The organism is Bacillus sp. FSL M7-0307, from assembly GCF_038627835.1.
GTDB lineage: Bacteria > Bacillota > Bacilli > Bacillales > Bacillaceae > Bacillus > Bacillus altitudinis.
In genome coordinates, this window is record NZ_CP152023.1 from 3,743,751 (window position 1) to 3,765,831 (window position 22,081).

Here is a 22,081-nt window from a genome sequence, read left to right on the forward strand (position 1 = left end):
TGTTTGGTTTGCCCAAAAAGCTTTTGTAAAAATCCCACCTGTATTCCCCACCTTATTTAAATTGACGACGATACCACAATGCCGCAGCATCGACTTCTTCTCTTGTTAGCTGATGTCCACGATTTTCCCAATGAAGCGTTACGGATGCTCCCGCCTCCTGAAGCAGTTGCTCCAGTTCCTGAGATTCCTCAGGACGGCACATTGGATCATTTTCACCAGCTGCTATAAAGACTTGTTTCCCCGCTAATGAAGGTAATGAAACCCCTCGTCTTGGGACCATTGGATGATGCAGGATCGCTCCTTTCAGCGCATCTCCGTAATGGAATAACAGACTTCCAGCAATATTCGCCCCGTTTGAATAGCCGATGGCTACAACATTGTGACGATCAAATCCATACTTATCTGCTGCTTCCCCGATAAATGTATATAATTCCTCTGTACGCTCAATTAAATCTTGCTCATCAAAAACACCCTCTGCCAAACGCCTGAAAAAACGCGGCATGCCGTTTTCTGATACATTTCCTCTCACACTAAGAACAGATGCTTCAGGGTCTACCACTTCTGCAAGCGGCAATAAGTCTTGCTCTGTCCCGCCAGTTCCATGCAGCATGAGAAGGACAGGTTTTTGTTCATTCTTTCCTTTTTGAAAAAGATGCTTCATCATGAATCTCCTTTCCCTTTGATTTCTCTTACCTCAATCGGCAGCACGATTTGTTCAATTTGACTACGCTGCGCCTCATATTGCGGCGGCAGTTTCAACGCTTCACCCATCGTTTCCACAGATTCATCGTGTGCAAACCCTGGAGGATCGGTCGCAATCTCAAATAATATGCCGCCAAGCTCTCTAAAATAAATGGCATTGAAATAATTTCGATCTTGCACAGGCGTCACTTGATATCCGCTTTGCGCAACATGTCTTTGCCAATCTAATTGATCCTGATCATCTGTTGCTCTCCACGCAATATGATGTACAACACCCACGCCCATACGTCCTCGTGCAACAGGTGTCTTGTTCACATCAATGACATTGCCGATTTCTCCAAACGAACGGAATCTCACATAATCTCCTTCCGTGCCGACTTTTTCAAGTCCCATCGTTTGCTCTAGCAACTGCATCGTTTGCTCAGGCTGTGAAGTTAATAAAACAGCTCCGCCAAACCCTTTAATCGCTACTTCTGGTGTCACTCCATTAAATGTCCAGTCATTCTGTTTTCCTTCTTCACGTTCTACAAGTTCTATCAATAAACCGTGCGGATCTTCAAATGAGAGAAAGGCCTCACCAAAGCGTTCAATCATTTCATAAGAAACGTCAAACTGCTCAAGGCGTTCCTTCCAAAAAGAGAAAGCACCGGTCGGTACGACATATGTTGTCACACCTACTTGACCTGCTCCAATTTGTCCCTTTTGTGCACCTGGCCAAGGAAAAAACGTAATTATGGTACCTGGAGAACCTCCTTCATTTCCAAAATATAAATGATATGTGCCTGGATCATCAAAATTGACGGTCTTTTTCACGAGACGCAGACCTAAAACACCTGCATAAAAATCAACGTTCTCCTGAGGATGACCAACAATTGCTGTGATATGGTGAATTCCTTCTGTTTTCTTCACTTCTAATGACCTCCTCTTCATGACGTAACATGTCCCTACTCATTATGTCTTGACTGACGCTTTTATATTATCTCGAATTCGAGATATATGACCAAAAAATATATTTATCTCGAATTAAGGATATTCTTTTTTGAAATAGATGTCAATGATTTTTGTTTTTTTCTTTTCAAAAGCAGGCCGCTTTGTTATAGCAGACCTGCTTTCCCTTGATTATTGAAGCAATTTTTTCTTTTTTAAATAGGCTTCGGCTACTTGAAATGCATCTTTCCCCTTCACATTGACTTCGTAATTCATTTCTCTCATCTCATCATCTGTGATTTGACCAGCGAGCTTGTTGAGAGAGGCCTCAATCTCAGGATACTCTTTTAATGTCTCCTGTCTTAGCAAGGGCGCTCCTTGATAGGGCGGGAAAACATGCTTGTCATCATCAAGCACCTTCAACTTGTATTGTCTCAATTCACTGTCTGTCGAATACGCATCGACCAACTGAATATTCCCTTTTTGAATGGCTCGATATCGAAGTTTCGGTTCCATCGTGACCACATCGTCGAAAGAAAACTGATAAGCTTTTTGAATGCCTAAATATCCATCCTGACGATCAGAAAACTCTAAAGTAAAGCCAGCACGTATACGATTCTTGATTTGACCCAGATCTGAAATCTTTGATAAATCATATTGATCCGCTAGTGATTGAGGCACGGCTAAAGCATATGTATTGTTATAAGCCATCGGCTGAAGAAGCTGAAGCTGAAAGGATGACGCCAAACCTTGGCGCGCTTGCTCATACACTTTTTCCTTATCCGTGCTTTTCGCTGTTTCTTTCAGAAATTCAGAAATCGCTGTCCCTGTAAATTCAGGATAGATGTCAATATCACCAGACCGCAGTGCCTGAAAAACAAAGGACGTCTTACCAAGACCAGGCTTAAGATTGACTTGGATATCTGTATCCTGCTCAATTAAAAGCTTATACATAGAGATCAAAATTTCAGGCTCTGACCCCAGCTTCCCTCCAATGGTGATCTCTTTTTTTTCTTGTTGAAACAGCAATGGGGCAGCGACAACTGCTCCTGCTATTACAGCAAAGACCGTCACAGAGATCACGGTTTTTTTAAAGGAGATTTTCTCAAGTGTCCGCAAAACCACATCAAATAAGAGCGCAAGTAATGCAGCTGGAATAGCACCAATGATGATCAACGACATATCATTCCGATCAATTCCAAGCAGAATCAGACTCCCTAATCCGCCTGCCCCAATAAGAGCTGCAAGAGTGGCTGTCCCTACAATAAGAACCATCCCTGTTCGGATACCTGCCATGATCACAGGCATAGCAAGAGGGAGTTCTACTTTTAATAAGCGTTTGCGGTGATTCATCCCCATAGCGAGCGCCGCTTCTCGGAGCGACGGATCGACCTCACGAATGCCTGTATATGTGTTTCTTAAAATAGGAAGAAGAGCATAGACGACAAGAGCGATAATTGCGGGCACTTGACCAATCCCAACGAGAGGAATCAGCAGTCCAAGCAGCGCCAAAGACGGAATTGTCTGCAAGACAGCCGTCACCCCAATGATCCACTCTGCTATCTTAGGGACTCTCGTTAAATAAATCCCTAAAGGAATGGCAATCAAAATCGCTAGAAATAACGCAATGAAGGAAATTTGAATATGCTCAAGTAAGGCGTGTCCGAGCTGATCTTTTCGAGCCCATAGCACACTGGTCCATTCATTCATGTGTCTCGCCCCTCTCAGCAGAAGTACCGGCTAAATACTGAATCACCGCTTGACGAGTGATGAGTCCGATCCGTTCCCCATCCTTCTCAACAACAAGTTCTTCATGCTCTGCCAGCCGAGATAGAACCTCTTCCAGCGTCGCATGGATGGAGACCGCCTCATCGCCTAACAGATCATCTTGAGGCATGGGCTGAGAAATAGTTGTCAGCTCAAATGCTTGATGGTCTACATGACGGGCAGCTCCTGAAACAAACTCCCGCACAAATGGATTCACTGGATGCTGAATCAATTCCTCTGGGCGTCCAACCTGCACCACTTTTCCTTCATTCATCACACATATCCGATCTCCAAGCTTCATGGCTTCCTGCATATCATGTGTCACAAAAACGATGGTCTTTTGAATACGGCGCTGTAACTCAAGCAGATCATCTTGTAATTTCTCTCTCGTCAGTGGATCTAACGCACTAAAAGGTTCATCCATCAGGACAATCTCAGGATCAGCAGCAAGTGCCCGTGCTACGCCGACTCGCTGCTGCTGTCCTCCTGAAAGCTCTGCTGGCTTTCGATGTCGATAGGTAGTAGGCTCAAGCCCCACCATGAACATCAACTCATCAACACGCTGATTCGTCTCAGTCCGCTTCCATTGTTTCAGCTCTGGCACTATAGCAATATTCTCTTCTATGGTCATATGAGGGAACAGCGCTATTTGCTGAAGCACATAACCAATATCCCAGCGCAGCTCATAAATATCATAATCGCTGATGGTTCGACCCTTTATGTAAATCTCACCTTCTGTAGAAGAGATGAGACGATTGATCATTTTCAAAGTCGTCGTTTTCCCGCTTCCACTAGGTCCAATCAATACAAAAAATTCACCTTTCTGAATCTCCAAATCAACAGATTGAACGGCATAGCGGTCATCAGAAAACTGCATCGATACATTCTTAAATTCAATCATCTTCCCACGCCCTGACTGCAAGTATATTTTAAAATACCAATATGACAGATTAACCTAGTATTTGTATAGAACAAACTGTCACGTTGACTCTCTTTTTACATACTTCCCCTAGTTAGACTGCCAGAAACGGCTTTCTCATAAAAGTGAGACAAATAAAAAAAGCGAAGAGCTCAAGGCCCTTCGCTTTTAAGTCAACGACTTACTCACCAGTAACGTATGGAAGTAATGCCATTTGACGTGATTTTTTAATCGCTAATGTCAATTTACGTTGATACTTAGCGCTAGTTCCTGTTACACGACGAGGTAAAATTTTACCACGCTCAGAAACAAACTTTCTAAGAAGATCAACATCTTTGTAATCGATGTGCGTGATTCCGTTAGAAGTAAAGAAACATACTTTACGACGTTTCGCACGACCGCCTCTGCGTCCACCTGCCATTTGTTTTCACACCTTTCCTTTGGTCATTTTTTTCAGATCAATTAGAATGGCAAATCATCATCGGAGATGTCAATCGGTTTACCATCATTCGCAAATGGGTCATCATTGAAGCTATTTCCCTGATTACGATTTTGGTTGTTTTGATTGCCATATGGATTTTGACTTGGTTCATTTCCAAATGGATTCTGATCATTTTGGCTACCGCCATAATACTGGCCTCCGCTATTGCCACCGCCGCTGTATCCACCTGAACCAGCACCGCCGCTTTTAGGCTCAAGAAATTGAACACTTTCAGCTTGAACTTCTGTCACGAAGACACGCTGTCCTTGCTGGTTTTCATAGTTTCTTGTCTGCAAGCGACCGTCTACACCGGCAAGACTTCCTTTTTTCAAGAAATTAGCCACGTTCTCGGCTTGTCTTCTCCAAGTAACACAGTTAATGAAATCGGCTTCACGCTCTCCAGATTGATTCGTAAACGTACGATTCACAGCTAGAGTAAACGTGGCTACAGCCGCACCATTAGGCGTGTAGCGAAGCTCAGGGTCTTTTGTTAGTCTTCCGACCAATACAACACGGTTTAGCATATTGAAAGACCACCTTTAAATATATATTTCAATGATTTATTCTTCTTCTTTAACAACAATGTGGCGAATGATATCGTCACTGATCTTAGCTAAGCGGTCAAATTCTTGAACTGCTGCAGCGTCAGATTGAACGTTTACGATTTGGTAGAAGCCTTCACGGAAATCGTTGATTTCGTATGCAAGACGACGTTTACCCCAATCCTTTGTTCCAGTGATCTCCGCACCGTTAGAAGTTAACACGTTATTAAAACGGTCGATAACTGCTTTTTTAGCCTCATCGTCAACTGTTGGGCGGATGATGTACATAACTTCGTACTTTCTCATCTGATTGCACCTCCTTTTGGTCTAAGCGGCCCTATACGGGCAAGGAGCAATAAATTATATTACTCACAATTGTATATTATAACAAATTACTTGGCCTATGACAAGAACCTATACGTTAAAACGGAAATGAATGACGTCTCCATCTTTCACTATATATTCTTTACCTTCTAAACGAACTTTACCTGCTTCTTTTGCAGCAGACATACTTCCGCCAGCTAGTAAATCTTCATAAGCAACCGTTTCAGCACGAATAAATCCACGCTCGAAGTCCGTATGAATGATTCCAGCACATTCTGGTGCCTTCATTCCTTTTTTAAATGTCCAAGCGCGCACTTCTTGCTCACCTGCTGTGAAATACGTAGCTAAACCTAGAAGTGAATAAGACGCTTTAATCAGCTGATCTAGACCTGATTCTTTAATGCCAAGCTCTTCAAGGAACATTTGCTTTTCTTCTCCTTCAAGCTCTGCAATTTCAGACTCAATCTTCGCACAAACGACGATGACTTCAGCGTTTTCGCCAGATGCAAACTCACGAATTTGCTGTACATATTCGTTTCCGTCCTGATCTGCTACTTCGTCCTCACTCACATTTGCTACATACAGAATAGGTTTTGACGTGAGTAAATGAAGCTGCTTCACAAGCTTCTGCTGCTCATCTGTAAATTCAACCGATCTTGCAGATTTTCCAGCTTCAAATGCGTCCTTCAGCTTTTCCAAAATATCAAATTCAGCTACCGCTTCCTTATCTTTTTGTTTCGCAAGCTTACTCACACGAGTTAAACGCTTTTCAACCGTTTCTAGATCAGCCAAAATCAATTCTAAATTAATCGTTTCAATATCTGACACTGGGTCAACCTTACCTGACACATGTGTAATGTTATCATCAGCAAAAGCTCTCACCACGTGACAGATCGCATCTACTTGACGAATGTGAGAAAGGAATTTATTTCCTAAACCTTCTCCTTTAGATGCACCTTTCACAATACCAGCAATATCAGTGAATTCGAAAGCAGTCGGAACTGTCTTTTTTGGCTGCACTAATTCTGTCAGTTTTTGCAAACGCTCGTCTGGAACTTCTACAATTCCGACGTTTGGATCAATGGTACAGAACGGATAGTTAGCAGACTCCGCTCCAGCCTGTGTAATTGCATTAAATAGCGTTGACTTCCCGACGTTAGGTAAGCCAACAATACCAGCTGTTAAAGCCATTCTTTCATCTCCTCTATATGAAACGTGCTCGTTATACTGCGTAATATGAACCTAGAGCAATTATAAGTAGGTTTACATGAAAAGACAAGCTAACCATCATGCATTTTCAATAGAAGAAACATTACCAAAAAGACTAAATCGGAGCTTTAAAATGAGAAATTGCATCTGTTTCTCTGAACAAAAGACAAATTTCATCAAAAAAGCATGAGGCCTACTTAAGCAGTTGGCTCCTCATGCTTGACGAGAATTTTCTTCATTTTTCGTTCAAAATCTCTTCTTGGGATCATCACGCTGTGCCCACACCCTTCGCATTTAATACGAATATCCATGCCCAAACGAATGACTTTCCACCGATTGGCGCCACATGGATGGGGTTTTTTCATTTCAACGACGTCATGTAACCCAAATGCTTTGTCTGCCATCAGCATTCACCTCTCTTGCTCACTTCATTAAATCTATTGTACAAAAAAACGACGATAGAGAGCAATGCACAAAATAAAGAGCCGCTGTCATGTATCAATCCCGTTCTTTTTTATAGAAAAAACCCTTCTTTTAGATCATTTTATTTGTGACCAATAGTTACTTAAACTCCGCTTTTTTTCAATATTGTCACAAACACTGTAGGTCAAAAGGTTTTTATTGGTAGAACGCTGTGGTTTTTCCATATTTTTTGATTTATGATATCTGCATAAATGTTATGTGAGGGAGCAGGTACGATGGTCAATCGAAAGGATAGATTAACCGACAAAGATTATAAAATCATATCCGATCACGCTGGAAACGCAGAGAATTACCAGCAGAACCATACGATAGAAGTAGGTCAGCATACGCTCACTGTCAACGATTTTCTAAAAATAGATCATCAATTATATGGTTTAACGATGCAGCAGGAACAGTCAGATGAGTTCATTGTCGCGTTTCACTGTCCTCTGCCAAAACAAATGACGGTGACATCGGCACAAGATGTTCAAACGGCTACCCAATCATTGTTAAAAACGGATTATGCCTACCCCATTGAAAGAAAATCCTTAGCCGGAAAGCAAGAACATGTCTTTTTTAAAGGGAAGGAATACATCGAGGACATCTGTCAGAAGCACCCAAATGCAGCCATCTATCTCACTGGACAAGCCCTTGCCGGTGCTGTTTGTGCTTATATTGCGACAGAACAACCAGCTGTCAAAAAAGCCATCACATTCGATAGCCCAAATATATGGAGCAGCTTGGCACCTTCCAATCAGCAAAAAGCAGTAGAAGGAAAATATACCCATGTTCTCACAGAATATATTCAACCCAATCATTATGTAGGTTTACTCAATCGCCATGATCATGGAGTTGGACAAGTCAAGTACACCGTACCGCCCCGGGAGCAGGGATCGGTCCAAGAATCCATAAAATATAAACCAAGAGAAATTGACACCTTTTTAAGATCAGCTTTTGCATCAATGAATATAGAGTGGAACGAATCATTTGATACAAATGCATTTTTAGCTCTCGTTTCAGGAGAGTTTAAAGTAAATGGGTATTCATTCCATTCGAATGGAACCGCTCGTATTTTGGATGAACAGCTTGATCACAATACAAGTTTTACAGCGATGCTTTTACAAGACATCCATTCAGGCCGTGCATATGCACAAAACGGGCTTGAAATTATCATAAAATCCCATTTACTAAAAAATTCATCTTATGATCTACAAAGTATTATTGAACATGAAGTACACACTGTATTTGAGAAAATAGATGGAATTGATGATAGTGTAAAAGATGCCGTCCATCATGTAAAACAAGAACTGAAAGGACTTGTCGGCTTCGGTCACTATGATTTATTAACCCATAGCGATGTAGAAGCACTGTTAGAGGAAGTACGGATGGAGCAGCCGCAATCATCCTTTTATTCTCATGAAAAACAACTGAATGCCTTGTACACCTTGAGAGACTACGAACAAGAACTTTCCACCCTTTCAAGACATATGTACACAATGGGTGATGACTATGCCAAGGCAGATAGACGCCTTGCGATGCAAATGGGTATTCGTTAAGAAAGGAGTCGCCATATGATCAATCAAAATAAACCTCCTAGTGACGCCCAGCGTTTCTTGCAAAATGTGAGTGCCCGCCGCTCCATGTCTGTATTCGAAAGTCAATCTGCACCACAAACACAATCGCAATCACCTGAAGAAATTGCCGCTATTCAGGCCATGCGCAGAGAAGGACAACGAAAAGATTTAAAGCGATTGCTGAAAATGCGGCTTCACGACGAATTGGCAAATACACGCATGCACTTGGAGTACCAATTGTCCAAAACAGAAGACATGATGAACCAGACAACCATTGTCAAACAGCATGTATCCCAGCATTTAAAGGGACAAGCCATCTCAGAAATAGAGGAACGCATGCAGCGTCTCCAGCACATGCCTGTATATGACGATATCAAGGATGCGATTGATTCCATTCTGATAAAATAAACACTTCTCTTTGAAAGAGAGGTGTTTATTTTATTTTATCAGTATAATTTTTAGACCGGAAAAATATCTTTTTACTTAAAATCGGATACAGCATTAAACAGACAAGCAAATAAAGATTGAGCAAGCTGTAAATCGGATACAAGAAAGCAATCAAATCAGCAAATCCAAGAGAGGTTAAAGGTGCCATCAAAAGAAGCATGATGAATACAATGAACCAGCGGGGCAGTCGTACAAAAGAGAGCATGCGGCTGGATAAACCAAATAATCCTGCAGCGGTTGTTGTATAAATCGCTAAACAAAGAACAATGGTCATAAACACAAACAATGATGTTGGTGCCCCCTCTAATACTGTAAACAAAGGAATCCCCTCTGCTGAAAGACTCCCAGAAATATCAACTAGTATTTCGTTATACACATAAGAAATGACACCAAAAATCAAACCGCTTAATATACTCGCAACCTTGGCCTCTCCAAGCCCTTTCATTTCTTTCCCCACTGAAGACAGCACCGCCACAACAGATAATATATTCAAAGAAGCAAAGACGATACTGGCAGGCCAATTGTATTGCTGGCCAAAATCAATTCTCCACATATGATCATGATTCATATAATAAAAAACAAACGCATAGATGAGCCCCGCCACCAAAATTGGTATAATGAAAGCATTCACAGATAAGAGCCCTTTCACATCCCAGAAAAAAATCATAAATGAGAATAAACAAAATGCACCGATTCCAACCCAAAATGGCACATGATACATCTCAAGTGTCACCCCGCCACCGGCAATCATGACTGTTGTTGTCGTGAATAGATAAAGAACAATTAAAATATCATACACCTTGGCCAGCCAAGGACCTACAAGACGCTCTAACACGGGCACAAAATGATCGGCACGCACCTCATAACTGATTTTTAACACCACATAGGTAGACAGCATAAACATGAGCGTAAACAGTAGAATGGCTAGTCCGCTATCAAGGCCAAAAAACTGCCAAATTTCTTGACCGGAGGCATATCCCGCTCCTATCAAGCTTCCTAAAATTAAAAGCGTCCACCTTGAACCAGCCTTCCACACAATCATCACCTCATAGGTATAGAATTAAGCTTGTTTCCGTATACTGTTACTAACTACTATGACAAGGAAGTGAGACCTATGAATAGCAAGAACGGTCTTTTTTTAAGAAATAGGGTGAAAGAATACGTGTCCCATACGGATACAAATGCCATTCAGCAGCTTAAAAGTATTTTATTCTCGCATCTTCAGAAAGCAGGAAAAAGACCCGTTGCCATCGTCTGCATAGGAACAGACCGCTCAACCGGTGACTCTCTAGGTCCACTTGTAGGAACAAAGCTTTCAGGTCTGGATTTAAAAAAGCTGCATGTATACGGTACTCTCTCTGACCCAGTGCATGCGGTCAATTTAAAGGAAAAGCTCGCTGAAATTGAACAAGCTCATAAACATCCATTTATCGTAGCCGTTGATGCCTGTTTAGGGAGAGTAAAAAGTGTAGGATCGTTTCAAATTGGAGAAGGACCGTTAAAGCCCGGTGCAGGTGTGCAAAAAGAGCTGCCAGAAGTAGGTAATATTCATATTAATGGAATCGTCAACGTGAGCGGTTTTATGGAATACTTCGTTCTTCAAAACACACGTCTTCATCTTGTGATGTCTATGGCCAATACACTTTCTGAAAGTCTATCCCACATTGATCAAATGGATTGGACGAGAGAAAAAAGCCGTTCTCTCTTCACCCCTATTCAAAATATCACGGGAAGAATATAAAAAAGACCATCTCATATCAAGATGGTCATTCCGATGATTCTCTCGTAGAAAGCAATTCAAGGATTCTTTCTAAATCTTCATTTGAGAGAAATTCAATCTCAATTTTCCCTTTTTTCTTCTGTTTCTTGATCGTCACTGAAGTACCAAAGTAATTTTGTAAGAAAGATTCTCTTTCTTTCAACATGCGATCCTTTGGTGCTTCTTTTTTCTTTGTTTCACGTGGAACATTTTCATTTAATTGCTGAACAAGTTTCTCAACCTGACGGACATTTAATCCTTCGTCCACGACCTTCTTTACCAATGGCGCCAGCTTCTTTTTGTTTTTCAAACTAAGCAGCGTGCGTCCATGTCCCATGGATAATGTTCCATCTGCAATCAGCTTCTGTACTTCATCCGGTAATGTTAATAAACGAAGGTGGTTCGCAATATGCGGTCTGCTTTTGCCTAATCGCTTGGCTAATTCCTCCTGAGTCACACTTAAGTGATCTAGTAAGGAGGCATAGGCTTCCGCTTCCTCTAATGGAGATAAATCCTCGCGCTGTAAGTTTTCTAAAAGAGCGATCTCCCTCATCAGTGTTTCTGAAAATTCCCTGACGATCGCAGGAATCGTTGTCAAACCAGCTTGTTGTGCTGCACGGAAACGGCGTTCTCCTGCGACAATGTCATATCCTTTAATCGATTTACGAACAATAATCGGCTGTAAAACACCATGCTGCTGAATCGATTCTTTGAGATCAGACAATGCATCATCATCAAACGTTTTCCTTGGCTGATAAGGGTTCGGGCGCAAATCCTTCAACTTAATTTCTTCGACAGTTTCTTCATTGGAATCCACATTGTTAAATAGTGCATTAATACCCTTTCCAAGACCTTTAGCCATTCGCATCCACTTCCTTTGCTAAGTCTAAATAGACATCTGCACCTCTTGAACGTGGATCATACAAGATAATAGGTTTCCCATGACTAGGCGCTTCACTTAGTCTCACATTTCTCGGAATCACGGTCTGATAGACTTTATCTCTAAAGTATTTTTTTACTTCTTCGATGACTTGGATTCCAAGATTTGTTCTTGCATCAAGCATTGTCAGTAAGACACCTTCAATGGCAAGGTCGGTATTTAGATGTTTCTGCACAAGACGAACCGTATTCAACAATTGACTCAATCCTTCAAGCGCATAATATTCACACTGAACCGGTATTAAAACAGAATCGGATGCAGTTAACGCATTAATCGTCAGTAATCCAAGCGATGGCGGGCAGTCAATAATCATATAATCATAATTTTGCTTCACAGATTCAAGTGCTCTTTTCAGCCTCACTTCACGTGAGATCGTAGGCACAAGCTCAATTTCCGCCCCTGCAAGCTGTATCGTCGCAGGAATGACATCAAGATTTTCGACCTCTGTCGTCTTAATCACATCAAGTACATCTGCATCGTCTACTAAAATATCGTACACGCACTTCTCTACATCGGCCTTCTCAATCCCAATACCACTCGTGGCATTTCCCTGCGGATCAATATCAACTAACAACACTCGTTTTCCTATGTATGCTAAACACGCACCCAAATTAACAGAAGTTGTCGTCTTCCCAACGCCGCCCTTCTGGTTGGTAATCGCTATGATTTTCCCCACGATGTCACCCACTTTCAACTTAACAAGTTTCTCATTCATTCATACTTCCTATTCTATCAAAAAAAGTATGAAACGTTTGCTTTTTTTGTTTCTCCACTATAAATTCGTGAATGAATCTGTGTTTCCGTACATGGATAGATGCATAAAAATACGTTTTAAAAGTATATTAATATATCTTTTTGAAGAAAATAACGAGACAAAAAACCCCCACTTTTATAAAAGTGAGGGAGATACAATCAAAAGTTTAGCCCGCCAATTTTTCGGCCTTCACTTACAATGACTTTAGGTGTCACTGTTTTATAGTTCTTCTTTTTCAAAAAACCATAGGGTGCTTTAATGGTAAATGTGGCATGTCCAACAGCGTCCCCGGTTTTCGCGTAAGCCTGCCATACAATCTTTGAACAATAAGTAGGGTCCAAGGATTGAATAGACATAGTGATCGAATATCGAGCCTTCGGATGGTCTTTCACGTAATCATGCGCCCAATCCCCTGCTAAATCTGCCTTTTCCTGATGATTAATCCGAATCACCTTTGTATTGGCACTATAGCGAAACCAGCTTTGAATGGAATCAATATTTGGATGCTGCCGGAACCCAGGAATGGATGCATAGCTTTTCTCATTAATGACGATGCCTGCATGACCAATTAAACCATTCAAAGCACCAGTGCTCGTCACCAATATATCCCCTTTTTGAGGCATAATATCGGTTCCAGGATACGGTTTACCAAAAAGATGGCGAATGGTATTCGGCCTTTCATCTGTTACCATTTCATCCTGTTTGTTTTGCCTTAAACCATAGTTCTCCAAATCATCATCAGCTGTGATCACATCGATCGCATCATCCTGAGACGCTTGCTCTTGATTTAATTGTTGAACCGTTACATCTGTCGAAACCACACCTTGTTTCTTCAGAGTACTCAGTTCTTCTTTCGTAATCGTTTCTTCCGCTGAATGAGTATCATGATTCGTTGACGTGCTCACAGCAAACACAGTCGTTTCATTTGAAAAAAGAGAAAAAGAGATTAGTAAATAACAGATAATAGCAAAAATAGTCTTTTTCATTTTCATCGGTTATATGTCACCTCCCTTCTACTATGAAAATCATATTTTACCAATTAATTAATAATAAGTAAATATCATGAATTGAAGGGAGAGAAAGACAAAAAAGCTGACGAGTAATGCTCATCAGCTTCTTTCTATTTAGGAATTCGAATCGTTAATTGGATATATTCCTCAAATTCTTCTTCCTCGGTATTTATTTTAAGTCCGCTGTCTTCTACCATATGGAGAGACTGACGAATGGTATTCATCGCAATTCGCGTATCTCGGCTAAACGCCTTACGTTTCGGCTTCGGTTTGCGATCTGTTTTTTGTTCAAGCATCTTCACTACACGCTCTTCAGTCTGTTTCACATTCAGCTGCTTTTCGATGATTTCCTGCAACAGCGTGATCTGTAATTCTGGCAACTTTAGAGGTACAAGTGAACGGGCATGCCTCTCAGAGATTTTTTTCTCCAAAATGGCTTGCTGTACCTCTTCAGGCAACTTTAAAAGTCTTAGTTTGTTTGCAACAGTCGATTGTCCCTTACCTAAACGCTGAGCAAGCGCTTCTTGCGTTAAATCATGAAGCTCTAAAAGACGTGCATAAGCATGAGCCTCTTCAATTGAAGACAGCTCTTCTCTTTGCAAATTTTCAATCAATGCCACAGATGCCGTTTCCGTATCAGTAAAATCTTTTATAATAGCGGGGATTTTCTCCCATTGAAGAGTTTGTACCGCTCTCCAACGTCTTTCGCCGGCGATCAGTTCATATTTTCCTTCTTCTTCTGTTGGTCTAACAACAATCGGTTGAATAATGCCATGGGTATGAATGGTTGTGGCCAGCTCTTGTATCTTTTCTTCTGAAAAAATGGTGCGTGGCTGAAAACGGTTAGGCATAATTGTGTCGACCGGGAGCTCCTGTATCTCTTCCTTTAATGTTTCATGCTCAGCAATCTCTGCCTCTATTTCGGTATCACGCTCAGGATGTTCTTTGTCACCAAGCCCGAAGAAGCGTGAGAGTGAATGCTTCATGAACCTACACCACCTTTAAAAACTACCTTTTTATAATTCTATTTTCTCATGTTTTTTCCTTCTGTAAAATCATAAATATTGAAGAAAAACCGACCTTTTACATGATCAACCCTCTATTGGTGATTTATTAGGTGTTCCTGGTTTTCTAGGATATTTTTTTGGTGTTTGTTTTTTCTTTTCAATGACAATGATGTTCCGTTCGCTTTCTTCTAAAGGAAGAACAAAGGAATGCTTTTCAACAACCTCTCCTCCGAGGACAGTGACGGCTTTTTTTCCTGCTTGCATCTCTTCATCTGCAGCAGATGCTTTTAATGCAACAAACAAACCTTCCTTTTTCACAAGCGGCAGGCATAGTTCGCTTAAGACAGATAAGCGCGCAACTGCTCTAGCGGTGACAAGGTCATAGCTTTCACGTTGATCTTTACGTTGTCCAAAGGTCTCCGCACGATCATGATAAAAAGTAGTATCTTGTAAGTTTAACCCTTTTGCTAACTCATTGAGAAACGTAATGCGTTTCTGGAGAGAATCAACAATGGTCACATGTAGATGAGGGAAACAAATTTTAAGAGGAATGCTTGGAAAACCAGCACCAGCTCCAATATCACAAATTGTTGTCACATTGTGAAAATCAATAAAAAATGCTGCTGATATCGAGTCATAAAAATGCTTTAAATATACTTCTTCCTTTTCTGTAATGGACGTTAAATTCATCTTCTCGTTCCATTCTACAAGCATATGGAAGTAAGTTTCAAATTGTTCAAGCTGCACTGGAGAAAGAGTGATCCCTTTCTCCTCTAGTGCTACTGTAAATTGTTCAATGTTCATGCCGACATCCTTTCTACTCTGCTATCTTCGCAATACGTCCCTGCTCCAAATACACTAAAAGGATAGAAATATCAGCAGGGTTAACGCCTGAAATACGAGAAGCCTGTGCAACAGAAAGCGGTCGGACTTCTTTTAGCTTTTGCTTCGCTTCAGTTGCAATCCCTTTGATGGCATCATAATCGATTCGATCCGGAATCTTTTTGTTTTCCATCTTTTTCAGCTTTTCAACTTGTTGGAGCGACTTTTCGATATAACCTTCATATTTAATTTGAATCTCTACCTGTTCACACACATCAGCAGGAAGCGGTGTGTCAGCAGGAGCTAGTTTCACAACAGATTCATAGTTCATCTCTGGGCGCTTCATCAGATCACTAGCGCGAATACCGTCCTTCAATTCACTTCCACCAAGTGAACGAATATATTCCTGTGTCTCTACTGTAGGTTTAATAATGACAGAATATAAACGTTTTTTCTCTGCTTCAATGGCCTCTTTTTTCTGTGTGAATGCTTGGAATCTCTCTTCAGAAATTAAACCAATGTTATATCCAAGTTCCGTTAATCTTAAATCAGCATTGTCATGACGCAGAAGTAAGCGGTACTCTGCACGAGAAGTTAAGAGACGGTAAGGTTCATTTGTACCCTTCGTGACAAGATCATCAATGAGAACACCGATATATGCATCAGATCGGCTTAAAATGACTTCTTCTTTACCCAATGCTTTTCTTCCTGCATTGATACCTGCCATAATTCCTTGACCTGCTGCTTCCTCATAACCAGAGGTACCATTAATTTGGCCAGCTGTATATAATCCAGAAATTTTCTTCGTCTCAAGTGTCGGCCACAATTGTGTAGGCACAATCGCATCATACTCAATGGCATAACCCGCTCGCATCATTTGTACATTTTCAAGCCCTGGAATGGTTGACAGCATTCGCTGCTGTACATCCTCTGGCAGACTTGTAGATAAACCTTGAACATACACTTCTTGCGTATTACGGCCTTCTGGCTCTAAGAAAATTTGATGTCTCGGTTTATCATTAAAACGAACCACCTTATCCTCAATAGACGGGCAGTATCTAGGACCTGTTCCTTTAATCATACCTGAATACATAGGAGAACGGTGAAGATTCTCATCAATAATTTGATGAGTCTCTAAACTAGTGTATGTTAACCAGCATGGTAATTGATCTGTAATATATTCCACAGTTTCATAAGAAAACGCACGTGGTACATCATCACCTGGTTGAATTTCTGTCTTACTATAATCAATCGAGTGACTGTTTACTCGAGGTGGTGTCCCAGTTTTAAAGCGAACCAAATCGAATCCTAATTCTGCTAGATGATCCGATAATTTAATGGAAGGCTGCTGATTATTAGGACCGCTTGAATAAGAAAGATCACCTAAAATAATGCGGCCTTTTAAGAAAGTACCAGTCGTTAGAACAACAGACTTCGCGCGATAATTTGCACCTGTTTGAGTCACGACACCTTTACATTCATCATCTTCTACAATTAAATGATCTACCATCCCTTGCAGCATTGTTAGGTTTGGTTCATTTTCCATTGTTTTTTTCATTTCGTGCTGATATTGAAACTTATCTGCTTGCGCTCTTAACGCACGGACAGCAGGTCCTTTCCCAGTATTCAGCATACGCATTTGAATATGCGTCTTATCTATATTTCGTGCCATTTCTCCGCCTAGCGCATCAATTTCTCTGACGACAATCCCTTTAGCGGGACCCCCTACGGACGGATTACATGGCATAAAAGCAACCATATCTAGATTGATGGTCAATACAAGTGTTTTGGCGCCCTGTCTTGCAGAAGCAAGAGCAGCCTCAACACCAGCATGACCGGCACCGACGACGATTACATCATATTGGCCAGCTTCATAACCCATTTCTTTTGTTCCTCCCTTTACTTTCCTAAACAGAATTGAGAGAATAACTGATCGATTAAGCTTTCATGAACAGCATCCCCAATAATTTCACCTAGCTGCTCCCAGCAGCGTGTTAAATCTATTTGAACGATGTCGATCGGTACATCCATTTCAATTCCTTCTAGAGCATCCTCAATCGATTGTTTTGCTTCTTGAAGGAGCGCAATATGCCTAGTATTGCTCACATACGTTAAATCTCCACTTTCAATTGAGCCAGTGAAGAATAAAGATTGAATGGCCAATTCAAGCTCATCAATCCCTTTTTCTTGTAATAAAGATGTTGTCACGACTGGACGATCTTTCGCTAACTCTTTTACTTTTTCTACATCAAGTTTAGGCTCAAGATCAGTCTTATTGACAATCACAATAATATCCATACCTGAGACAGCCTCAAATAGCTTAATATCTTCCTCAGATAACTCTTCACTATAATTGAGCACAAGTAAAATCAGGTCAGCTTCTTTTAAGACCTGTCTTGATCGTTCGACCCCAATACGCTCAACAATGTCTTCAGTCTCACGTATACCCGCAGTATCTACTAAACGGAGCGGTACTCCTCTTACATTCACATATTCCTCGATGACATCTCTGGTTGTTCCAGGAATATCGGTCACAATCGCCTTTGTTTCCTGAACAAGACTATTTAATAAGGAAGACTTCCCAACATTTGGCCTTCCAATAATAACAGTAGATAAGCCCTCACGTAGGATTTTCCCCTGCTGTGAAGTCGTTAGAAGCGATTCAATTTCCTTTTTCACAGATGTCGCCTTCTCAACTAAGACTCGATGTGTCATTTCTTCAACATCGTCATACTCTGGATAATCAATATTCACTTCTACATGGGCAAGTGTCTCCAATATCTCACCACGAAGACGTTTAATCAAACCGGAGAGACGTCCCTCCATTTGAGTAATTGCGACATTCATCGCACGGTCAGTCTTTGCACGAATCAAGTCCATTACGGCTTCTGCTTGTGACAAGTCGATTCTTCCATTTAGGAAAGCACGTTTTGTAAACTCACCTGGCTCCGCTAATCTCGCTCCTTCTTTTAAAGCAAGCTGCAAGACTTTATTGACCGTGACAATTCCGCCATGGCAGTTAATCTCAATAACGTCTTCTCTCGTAAATGTTTTTGGCGCTCTTAATACAGACACCATGACCTCTTCTATCACTTGCTCGGTACTTGAATCTACAATATGACCATAATGAATTGTATGAGAATCCACTGATACAAGTTTTTTCTCCTTAGGCCCCTTATACATGCGATCAGCAATCTGAACTGCATCAGGCCCGCTTAAACGTATAATGGCAATTGCCCCTTCACCCATTGGTGTAGAAATTGCTGCAATTGTATCCACCGCTCATTCACCTCTTTCTCTATTCAATAGACAGTCTTATATCTATTAAATGGACGTTGTCCATCTCTATATCAAAAACGCTTAATCCAAAATTTAAAGATACCACAAATGCATGCGAAGCGAAAGTAGCCCACATTAAATTATCCACAGTTTTGCACCCTGTCTATTTTAACACTTAACTTATCCACATGTGAATAACGACGTTCTAAACTTGTCTTCACATCTTACACCTAAATCCAATAAATTAAAACGCCCTTCTCCCTTTGCAACTAAGGGAAAATGACGTTTTCGATCTAAATAACACAATAACCTTTTAGAAATAAAGGAGGAATCTACTATTAAAAGGTAATTTTTCAATAAAAAAAGACTAAAATCCAGCTTTGCTGAATCTTAGCCTTTCTGCTATTTTTTATAAAGCACCACAACATGACGCTTGGTGCCCGTATCTTCAGATGCCGTGGCAAGTTCTTTAGAAAATGCTGCAATCGTATCATGAACGACTTTTCGTTCATTCGAAGGCATCGGTTCTAAATGAACCTTTCTCTTCGTTTTTAAAACACGGTTTGCCGTTTTGATTGCGTATTGTTCAAGTGCTTCTTGTCGTTTCTTCCTATAATCTCCAATATCAATTGTAATATGATGATACTGATCAGAATAACGATTAAACACTAACTGCACCAAGGTTTCTAAAGAGTACAGTGTTTGTCCTCTTTTTCCAATCATTAATGAAGTTTTGTCTCCATTAATGTGAAAAGAGATCTTTTTCGTTTCTTTTTTCGAAACAATGTTTGCTTTAGGATCAATTGATTTAACAATTTTATCTAAATACTGTGTTGCTAATTTGAGCGCATCTCGCTTTTCTACTAACTTGACAACAGCTTGTCTTTTACCAAATAATCCTAAAAACCCTTTGTTTCCTTCATCTACTATTGTGATATCTACTTCTTCTTGTAGTAGTTGAATTTGTTTCAGTCCGGAATCTACTGCTTCTTCGACTGTGCGACCGACAGCAGTTATTTCCTTCATTTTTTGTTCCCGCCAGCTTTTTCTTTTGTATCAACTTTTACTTGAGGTGTTTTAATGACCAAAGTTTGAATGATCATGAAAATGTTACCTACAACCCAGTACAGTGAAAGTGCCGCTGGGAAACTGATTGCAAATACAATGATCATAATCGGCATCACCCAAAGCATAATCGCCATTTGAGGGTTGTCCGAAGGATTTCCAGCCATCATTAGCTTCTGCTGAATAAAAGTAGCTACACCTGCAATAATCGGTAACAGGAATAATGGATCTGGACTGCCTAAGTCAAACCATAAAAAAGTATGTTTCTTGATTTCAGCTGTTCTCATGATCGCATGATAAAAACCAATTAAGATTGGCATTTGAATTAAGATTGGGAAACACCCTGCTAATGGATTTACACCATTCTTTTGGAAAAGAGCCATTGTTTCCTGTTGAAGCTGCTGCTGTGTTTTTTGATCTTTTGAACTATATTTTTCACGAAGCTTCTTTAGTTCTGGCTGAAGTGCTTGCATTGCTTTTGTACTTCTTAATTGTTTAATCATTAATGGTAAAATAAGCAAACGAATTAAAAGAGTTACGATAATAATCGCTACACCATAGTTTTCACCAGTTAAGTTTGCCATGTAAGTGATTAATTGAGATAGCGGGTATACAATGTAAGAATTCCAGAATCCCTTACTATCTGATGTGATTGGTTCATTGATTTGTGTACATCCTGCCAATAGAACCAACACGCCAATCAAGCTAAATATTAGTAATAATCGCCTTTTCAACAAGATTCCTCCCATTACTTCAAACTTTATTTAAGTTGGAATTGATTACGAAAGTGACTCACCTAATCAGTATGGTAACATTTTTTCATTACAAAGTGGTGGTTTCATTTTAATTCACTAGATGAAGGAAGCGCTTTTAAAAATTGATTCAACGAAAGTTTCTATTACGAAGACTTTTTCGGTTGTTGTTGATAAACAGCGGATTTTCTAAATAAATGCTGGAGAGACTTCTTTGTTTCTTCAAAGGTCAATTCGCTTGCTGGTTTTCGTGCGATAACAATGTAGTCTTTTTCTTGCTTTAGCTTATGACCTTCCTCTAAGAACACCTGACGGATCAGTCGTTTAATCCGGTTTCTTATCACTGCATTCCCTATCTTTTTACTGACAGACAATCCTAAACGCAGTTCTTCTTGATTTGGTTGGTCCAGCTGATAAATGACGAATTGGCGATTAGCCATTGATTGACCTTTTTTGAATACTGTTTGAAACTCTTCATTTTTTTTTAGCCTGTTTCGCTTCTTCATGTTTTCTTCCACTCCGATAAAAACTGACAGTTCATTTACGATTTTATGTAAAAAAGACCACTGACATTATTCAGTGGCCTAAGCTGATAATTTTTTTCTACCTTTGCTGCGGCGTCGCTTTAAAACTAGACGTCCGTTTTTAGAACTCATACGGCTGCGGAAGCCATGAACTTTACTACGCTTACGGTTATTTGGTTGAAACGTTCTTTTCATTTATGACACCTCCCTGAGGAATAGCTGTTTAAGACAGTCTAACTCATTATATTTGTGTAACCCATCGATTGTCAATATCAATGATAAAACTCTTATTATCAACCTTATAAGCATAACACAAGTTATCAAGTGAAGAAACCTTCTTTTTTAGTTTCCAGCATTTTATTCTTTTTTTCCTTCAAAAAAACCTTCAAAACAAGGTTGTGGATATTTTTCCGGCATATTTTGACTATCCACATCCATTATCGACATTTTTTTCACACAAATAACCTATGTGGATAATTATTTTTCAACAGGATGTAAAGTGTGTGGATAAGTTTGTGACACCCATTGCACCATCTTGTTTATTTTGATATTATATTTGTGTTTTAACTCTTAATTACTTATCTGGCCTATTTATCTTATCCACAATTTGTGGATAACCTGTGGAAAGTTATTGCACAGCTTGTTGAATTGTTTATCCACAACCTGTGTAATTTGTCGAAAAGACGTTTTTCTACTATATTAATTGTTTTCAACAAAGTATGTGCACGAATGGTGATGACCATTTGCTCTTTTTCGTGTTCTATAACAGTTTGATACTGGTCATTTTAAAAAGAAAAGGAGGGGGGAGAAGCCTT

The 22,081-nt window shown here is 40.3% G+C and carries 24 protein-coding genes; 3 read left to right on the forward strand and 21 right to left on the reverse strand.

Annotated features, from left to right (window positions below; genetic code table 11):
- Positions 1-52: 52 nt before the first annotated feature.
- The 9 genes from MHI41_RS19075 to MHI41_RS19115 form a co-directional block, all read right to left on the reverse strand.
- Positions 53-664 carry an alpha/beta hydrolase gene (locus MHI41_RS19075; protein ID WP_024718443.1) on the reverse strand — a complete coding sequence of 204 codons (612 nt, stop codon included), beginning with the start codon at positions 662-664 and terminating at the stop codon, positions 53-55.
- Positions 661-1,611 (reverse strand): ring-cleaving dioxygenase, encoded by a 951-nt coding sequence (locus tag MHI41_RS19080; protein WP_017359878.1) that lies wholly within the window; start codon positions 1,609-1,611, stop codon positions 661-663. The genes MHI41_RS19075 and MHI41_RS19080 overlap by 4 nt, the downstream gene beginning before the upstream one ends.
- Before the next feature lie 210 nt (positions 1,612-1,821).
- On the reverse strand, positions 1,822-3,339 hold the full coding sequence (locus MHI41_RS19085; protein ID WP_008347552.1) for an ABC transporter permease/substrate-binding protein: 1,518 nt from the start codon (positions 3,337-3,339) through the stop codon (positions 1,822-1,824).
- Complete coding sequence (locus MHI41_RS19090; protein WP_035390142.1) at positions 3,332-4,297, reverse strand: ABC transporter ATP-binding protein; 966 nt, start codon at positions 4,295-4,297, stop codon at positions 3,332-3,334. The genes MHI41_RS19085 and MHI41_RS19090 overlap by 8 nt, the downstream gene beginning before the upstream one ends.
- 199 nt (positions 4,298-4,496) lie before the next feature.
- A complete protein-coding gene (rpsR, locus tag MHI41_RS19095) occupies positions 4,497-4,736 on the reverse strand; it encodes a 30S ribosomal protein S18 (RefSeq protein WP_008347556.1) in 240 nt (79 codons plus the stop codon).
- A gap of 41 nt (positions 4,737-4,777) precedes the next feature.
- Entirely contained in the window at positions 4,778-5,320 is a 543-nt protein-coding gene (gene ssbA / locus MHI41_RS19100) for a single-stranded DNA-binding protein SsbA (protein ID WP_007497456.1), read from the reverse strand.
- Positions 5,321-5,356: 36 nt separating this feature from the next.
- The gene (gene rpsF, locus MHI41_RS19105) at positions 5,357-5,644 is read right to left on the reverse strand and encodes a 30S ribosomal protein S6 (RefSeq protein ID WP_008347557.1); all 288 of its coding nucleotides are present in this window, start codon (positions 5,642-5,644) and stop codon (positions 5,357-5,359) included.
- Positions 5,645-5,752: 108 nt separating this feature from the next.
- A complete protein-coding gene (gene ychF, locus MHI41_RS19110; RefSeq protein WP_007497458.1) occupies positions 5,753-6,853 on the reverse strand; it encodes a redox-regulated ATPase YchF in 1,101 nt (366 codons plus the stop codon).
- A 215-nt stretch (positions 6,854-7,068) separates the two neighbouring features.
- The gene (locus MHI41_RS19115) at positions 7,069-7,275 is read right to left on the reverse strand and encodes a DUF951 domain-containing protein (RefSeq protein ID WP_008347561.1); all 207 of its coding nucleotides are present in this window, start codon (positions 7,273-7,275) and stop codon (positions 7,069-7,071) included.
- Between the two features lie 294 nt (positions 7,276-7,569).
- On the opposite strand from MHI41_RS19115, the gene MHI41_RS19120 reads away from it, so the two are divergent.
- Positions 7,570-8,889, forward strand: coding sequence for a hydrolase (locus tag MHI41_RS19120; RefSeq protein WP_342494428.1), 1,320 nt, complete (start codon positions 7,570-7,572; stop codon positions 8,887-8,889).
- A 15-nt stretch (positions 8,890-8,904) separates the two neighbouring features.
- The gene (locus MHI41_RS19125) at positions 8,905-9,315 is read left to right on the forward strand and encodes a hypothetical protein (protein WP_342494429.1); all 411 of its coding nucleotides are present in this window, start codon (positions 8,905-8,907) and stop codon (positions 9,313-9,315) included.
- Between the two features lie 25 nt (positions 9,316-9,340).
- Here the strand turns inward: MHI41_RS19125 and MHI41_RS19130 are convergent, their stop codons facing one another.
- On the reverse strand, positions 9,341-10,396 hold the full coding sequence (locus MHI41_RS19130; protein WP_206114141.1) for a hypothetical protein: 1,056 nt from the start codon (positions 10,394-10,396) through the stop codon (positions 9,341-9,343).
- A gap of 72 nt (positions 10,397-10,468) precedes the next feature.
- On the opposite strand from MHI41_RS19130, the gene yyaC reads away from it, so the two are divergent.
- Complete coding sequence (yyaC, locus tag MHI41_RS19135; RefSeq protein WP_008347570.1) at positions 10,469-11,095, forward strand: spore protease YyaC; 627 nt, start codon at positions 10,469-10,471, stop codon at positions 11,093-11,095.
- Between the two features lie 25 nt (positions 11,096-11,120).
- Here the strand turns inward: yyaC and MHI41_RS19140 are convergent, their stop codons facing one another.
- The 11 genes from MHI41_RS19140 to rpmH all read right to left on the reverse strand — a co-directional run bounded on the left by MHI41_RS19140 (position 11,121) and on the right by rpmH (position 21,461).
- Positions 11,121-11,975 (reverse strand): ParB/RepB/Spo0J family partition protein, encoded by an 855-nt coding sequence (locus MHI41_RS19140; protein ID WP_017359871.1) that lies wholly within the window; start codon positions 11,973-11,975, stop codon positions 11,121-11,123.
- Complete coding sequence (gene soj / locus MHI41_RS19145; protein ID WP_008360890.1) at positions 11,968-12,729, reverse strand: sporulation initiation inhibitor protein Soj; 762 nt, start codon at positions 12,727-12,729, stop codon at positions 11,968-11,970. Before soj ends, MHI41_RS19140 begins: the two co-directional genes overlap by 8 nt.
- Before the next feature lie 236 nt (positions 12,730-12,965).
- Positions 12,966-13,799 carry a YiiX/YebB-like N1pC/P60 family cysteine hydrolase gene (locus MHI41_RS19150; protein WP_041508097.1) on the reverse strand — a complete coding sequence of 278 codons (834 nt, stop codon included), beginning with the start codon at positions 13,797-13,799 and terminating at the stop codon, positions 12,966-12,968.
- A 128-nt stretch (positions 13,800-13,927) separates the two neighbouring features.
- On the reverse strand, positions 13,928-14,803 hold the full coding sequence (gene noc / locus MHI41_RS19155; RefSeq protein ID WP_025208345.1) for a nucleoid occlusion protein: 876 nt from the start codon (positions 14,801-14,803) through the stop codon (positions 13,928-13,930).
- Positions 14,804-14,908: 105 nt separating this feature from the next.
- Positions 14,909-15,628 carry a 16S rRNA (guanine(527)-N(7))-methyltransferase RsmG gene (rsmG, locus tag MHI41_RS19160; protein ID WP_065461489.1) on the reverse strand — a complete coding sequence of 240 codons (720 nt, stop codon included), beginning with the start codon at positions 15,626-15,628 and terminating at the stop codon, positions 14,909-14,911.
- Positions 15,629-15,641: 13 nt separating this feature from the next.
- Positions 15,642-17,528, reverse strand: a complete 1,887-nt coding sequence (gene mnmG, locus MHI41_RS19165) for a tRNA uridine-5-carboxymethylaminomethyl(34) synthesis enzyme MnmG (RefSeq protein WP_008347584.1) — start codon at positions 17,526-17,528, stop codon at positions 15,642-15,644.
- Between the two features lie 17 nt (positions 17,529-17,545).
- Entirely contained in the window at positions 17,546-18,925 is a 1,380-nt protein-coding gene (gene mnmE, locus MHI41_RS19170; protein WP_081298184.1) for a tRNA uridine-5-carboxymethylaminomethyl(34) synthesis GTPase MnmE, read from the reverse strand.
- Positions 18,926-19,327: 402 nt separating this feature from the next.
- The gene (gene jag / locus MHI41_RS19175; RefSeq protein WP_065461491.1) at positions 19,328-19,951 is read right to left on the reverse strand and encodes an RNA-binding cell elongation regulator Jag/EloR; all 624 of its coding nucleotides are present in this window, start codon (positions 19,949-19,951) and stop codon (positions 19,328-19,330) included.
- The gene (gene spoIIIJ / locus MHI41_RS19180) at positions 19,948-20,730 is read right to left on the reverse strand and encodes a YidC family membrane integrase SpoIIIJ (protein WP_089374159.1); all 783 of its coding nucleotides are present in this window, start codon (positions 20,728-20,730) and stop codon (positions 19,948-19,950) included. Before spoIIIJ ends, jag begins: the two co-directional genes overlap by 4 nt.
- Positions 20,731-20,888: 158 nt before the next feature.
- Positions 20,889-21,248: a ribonuclease P protein component gene (gene rnpA / locus MHI41_RS19185; protein WP_008347592.1), complete on the reverse strand. Its 360-nt coding sequence runs from the start codon at positions 21,246-21,248 to the stop codon at positions 20,889-20,891.
- 78 nt (positions 21,249-21,326) lie between these two features.
- On the reverse strand, positions 21,327-21,461 hold the full coding sequence (gene rpmH / locus MHI41_RS19190) for a 50S ribosomal protein L34 (protein ID WP_008360908.1): 135 nt from the start codon (positions 21,459-21,461) through the stop codon (positions 21,327-21,329).
- Positions 21,462-22,081 lie beyond the last annotated feature (620 nt).

Bases quoted from the DNA above. Each gene is read 5' to 3' on its own strand.
- MHI41_RS19075 (WP_024718443.1), bottom strand. From the start codon at position 664: ATGATGAAGCATCTTTTTCAAAAAGGAAAGAATGAACAAAAACCTGTC.
- MHI41_RS19085 (WP_008347552.1), bottom strand. From the start codon at position 3,339: ATGAATGAATGGACCAGTGTGCTATGGGCTCGAAAAGATCAGCTCGGA.
- MHI41_RS19090 (WP_035390142.1), bottom strand. From the start codon at position 4,297: ATGATTGAATTTAAGAATGTATCGATGCAGTTTTCTGATGACCGCTAT.
- rpsR (WP_008347556.1), bottom strand. From the start codon at position 4,736: ATGGCAGGTGGACGCAGAGGCGGTCGTGCGAAACGTCGTAAAGTATGT.
- ssbA (WP_007497456.1), bottom strand. From the start codon at position 5,320: ATGCTAAACCGTGTTGTATTGGTCGGAAGACTAACAAAAGACCCTGAG.
- rpsF (WP_008347557.1), bottom strand. From the start codon at position 5,644: ATGAGAAAGTACGAAGTTATGTACATCATCCGCCCAACAGTTGACGAT.
- ychF (WP_007497458.1), bottom strand. From the start codon at position 6,853: ATGGCTTTAACAGCTGGTATTGTTGGCTTACCTAACGTCGGGAAGTCA.
- MHI41_RS19115 (WP_008347561.1), bottom strand. From the start codon at position 7,275: ATGGCAGACAAAGCATTTGGGTTACATGACGTCGTTGAAATGAAAAAA.
- MHI41_RS19120 (WP_342494428.1), top strand. From the start codon at position 7,570: ATGGTCAATCGAAAGGATAGATTAACCGACAAAGATTATAAAATCATA.
- MHI41_RS19125 (WP_342494429.1), top strand. From the start codon at position 8,905: ATGATCAATCAAAATAAACCTCCTAGTGACGCCCAGCGTTTCTTGCAA.
- MHI41_RS19130 (WP_206114141.1), bottom strand. From the start codon at position 10,396: ATGATTGTGTGGAAGGCTGGTTCAAGGTGGACGCTTTTAATTTTAGGA.
- yyaC (WP_008347570.1), top strand. From the start codon at position 10,469: ATGAATAGCAAGAACGGTCTTTTTTTAAGAAATAGGGTGAAAGAATAC.
- MHI41_RS19140 (WP_017359871.1), bottom strand. From the start codon at position 11,975: ATGGCTAAAGGTCTTGGAAAGGGTATTAATGCACTATTTAACAATGTG.
- MHI41_RS19150 (WP_041508097.1), bottom strand. From the start codon at position 13,799: ATGAAAATGAAAAAGACTATTTTTGCTATTATCTGTTATTTACTAATC.
- noc (WP_025208345.1), bottom strand. From the start codon at position 14,803: ATGAAGCATTCACTCTCACGCTTCTTCGGGCTTGGTGACAAAGAACAT.
- rsmG (WP_065461489.1), bottom strand. From the start codon at position 15,628: ATGAACATTGAACAATTTACAGTAGCACTAGAGGAGAAAGGGATCACT.
- mnmG (WP_008347584.1), bottom strand. From the start codon at position 17,528: ATGGGTTATGAAGCTGGCCAATATGATGTAATCGTCGTCGGTGCCGGT.
- jag (WP_065461491.1), bottom strand. From the start codon at position 19,951: ATGAAGGAAATAACTGCTGTCGGTCGCACAGTCGAAGAAGCAGTAGAT.
- rnpA (WP_008347592.1), bottom strand. From the start codon at position 21,248: ATGAAGAAGCGAAACAGGCTAAAAAAAAATGAAGAGTTTCAAACAGTA.
- rpmH (WP_008360908.1), bottom strand. From the start codon at position 21,461: ATGAAAAGAACGTTTCAACCAAATAACCGTAAGCGTAGTAAAGTTCAT.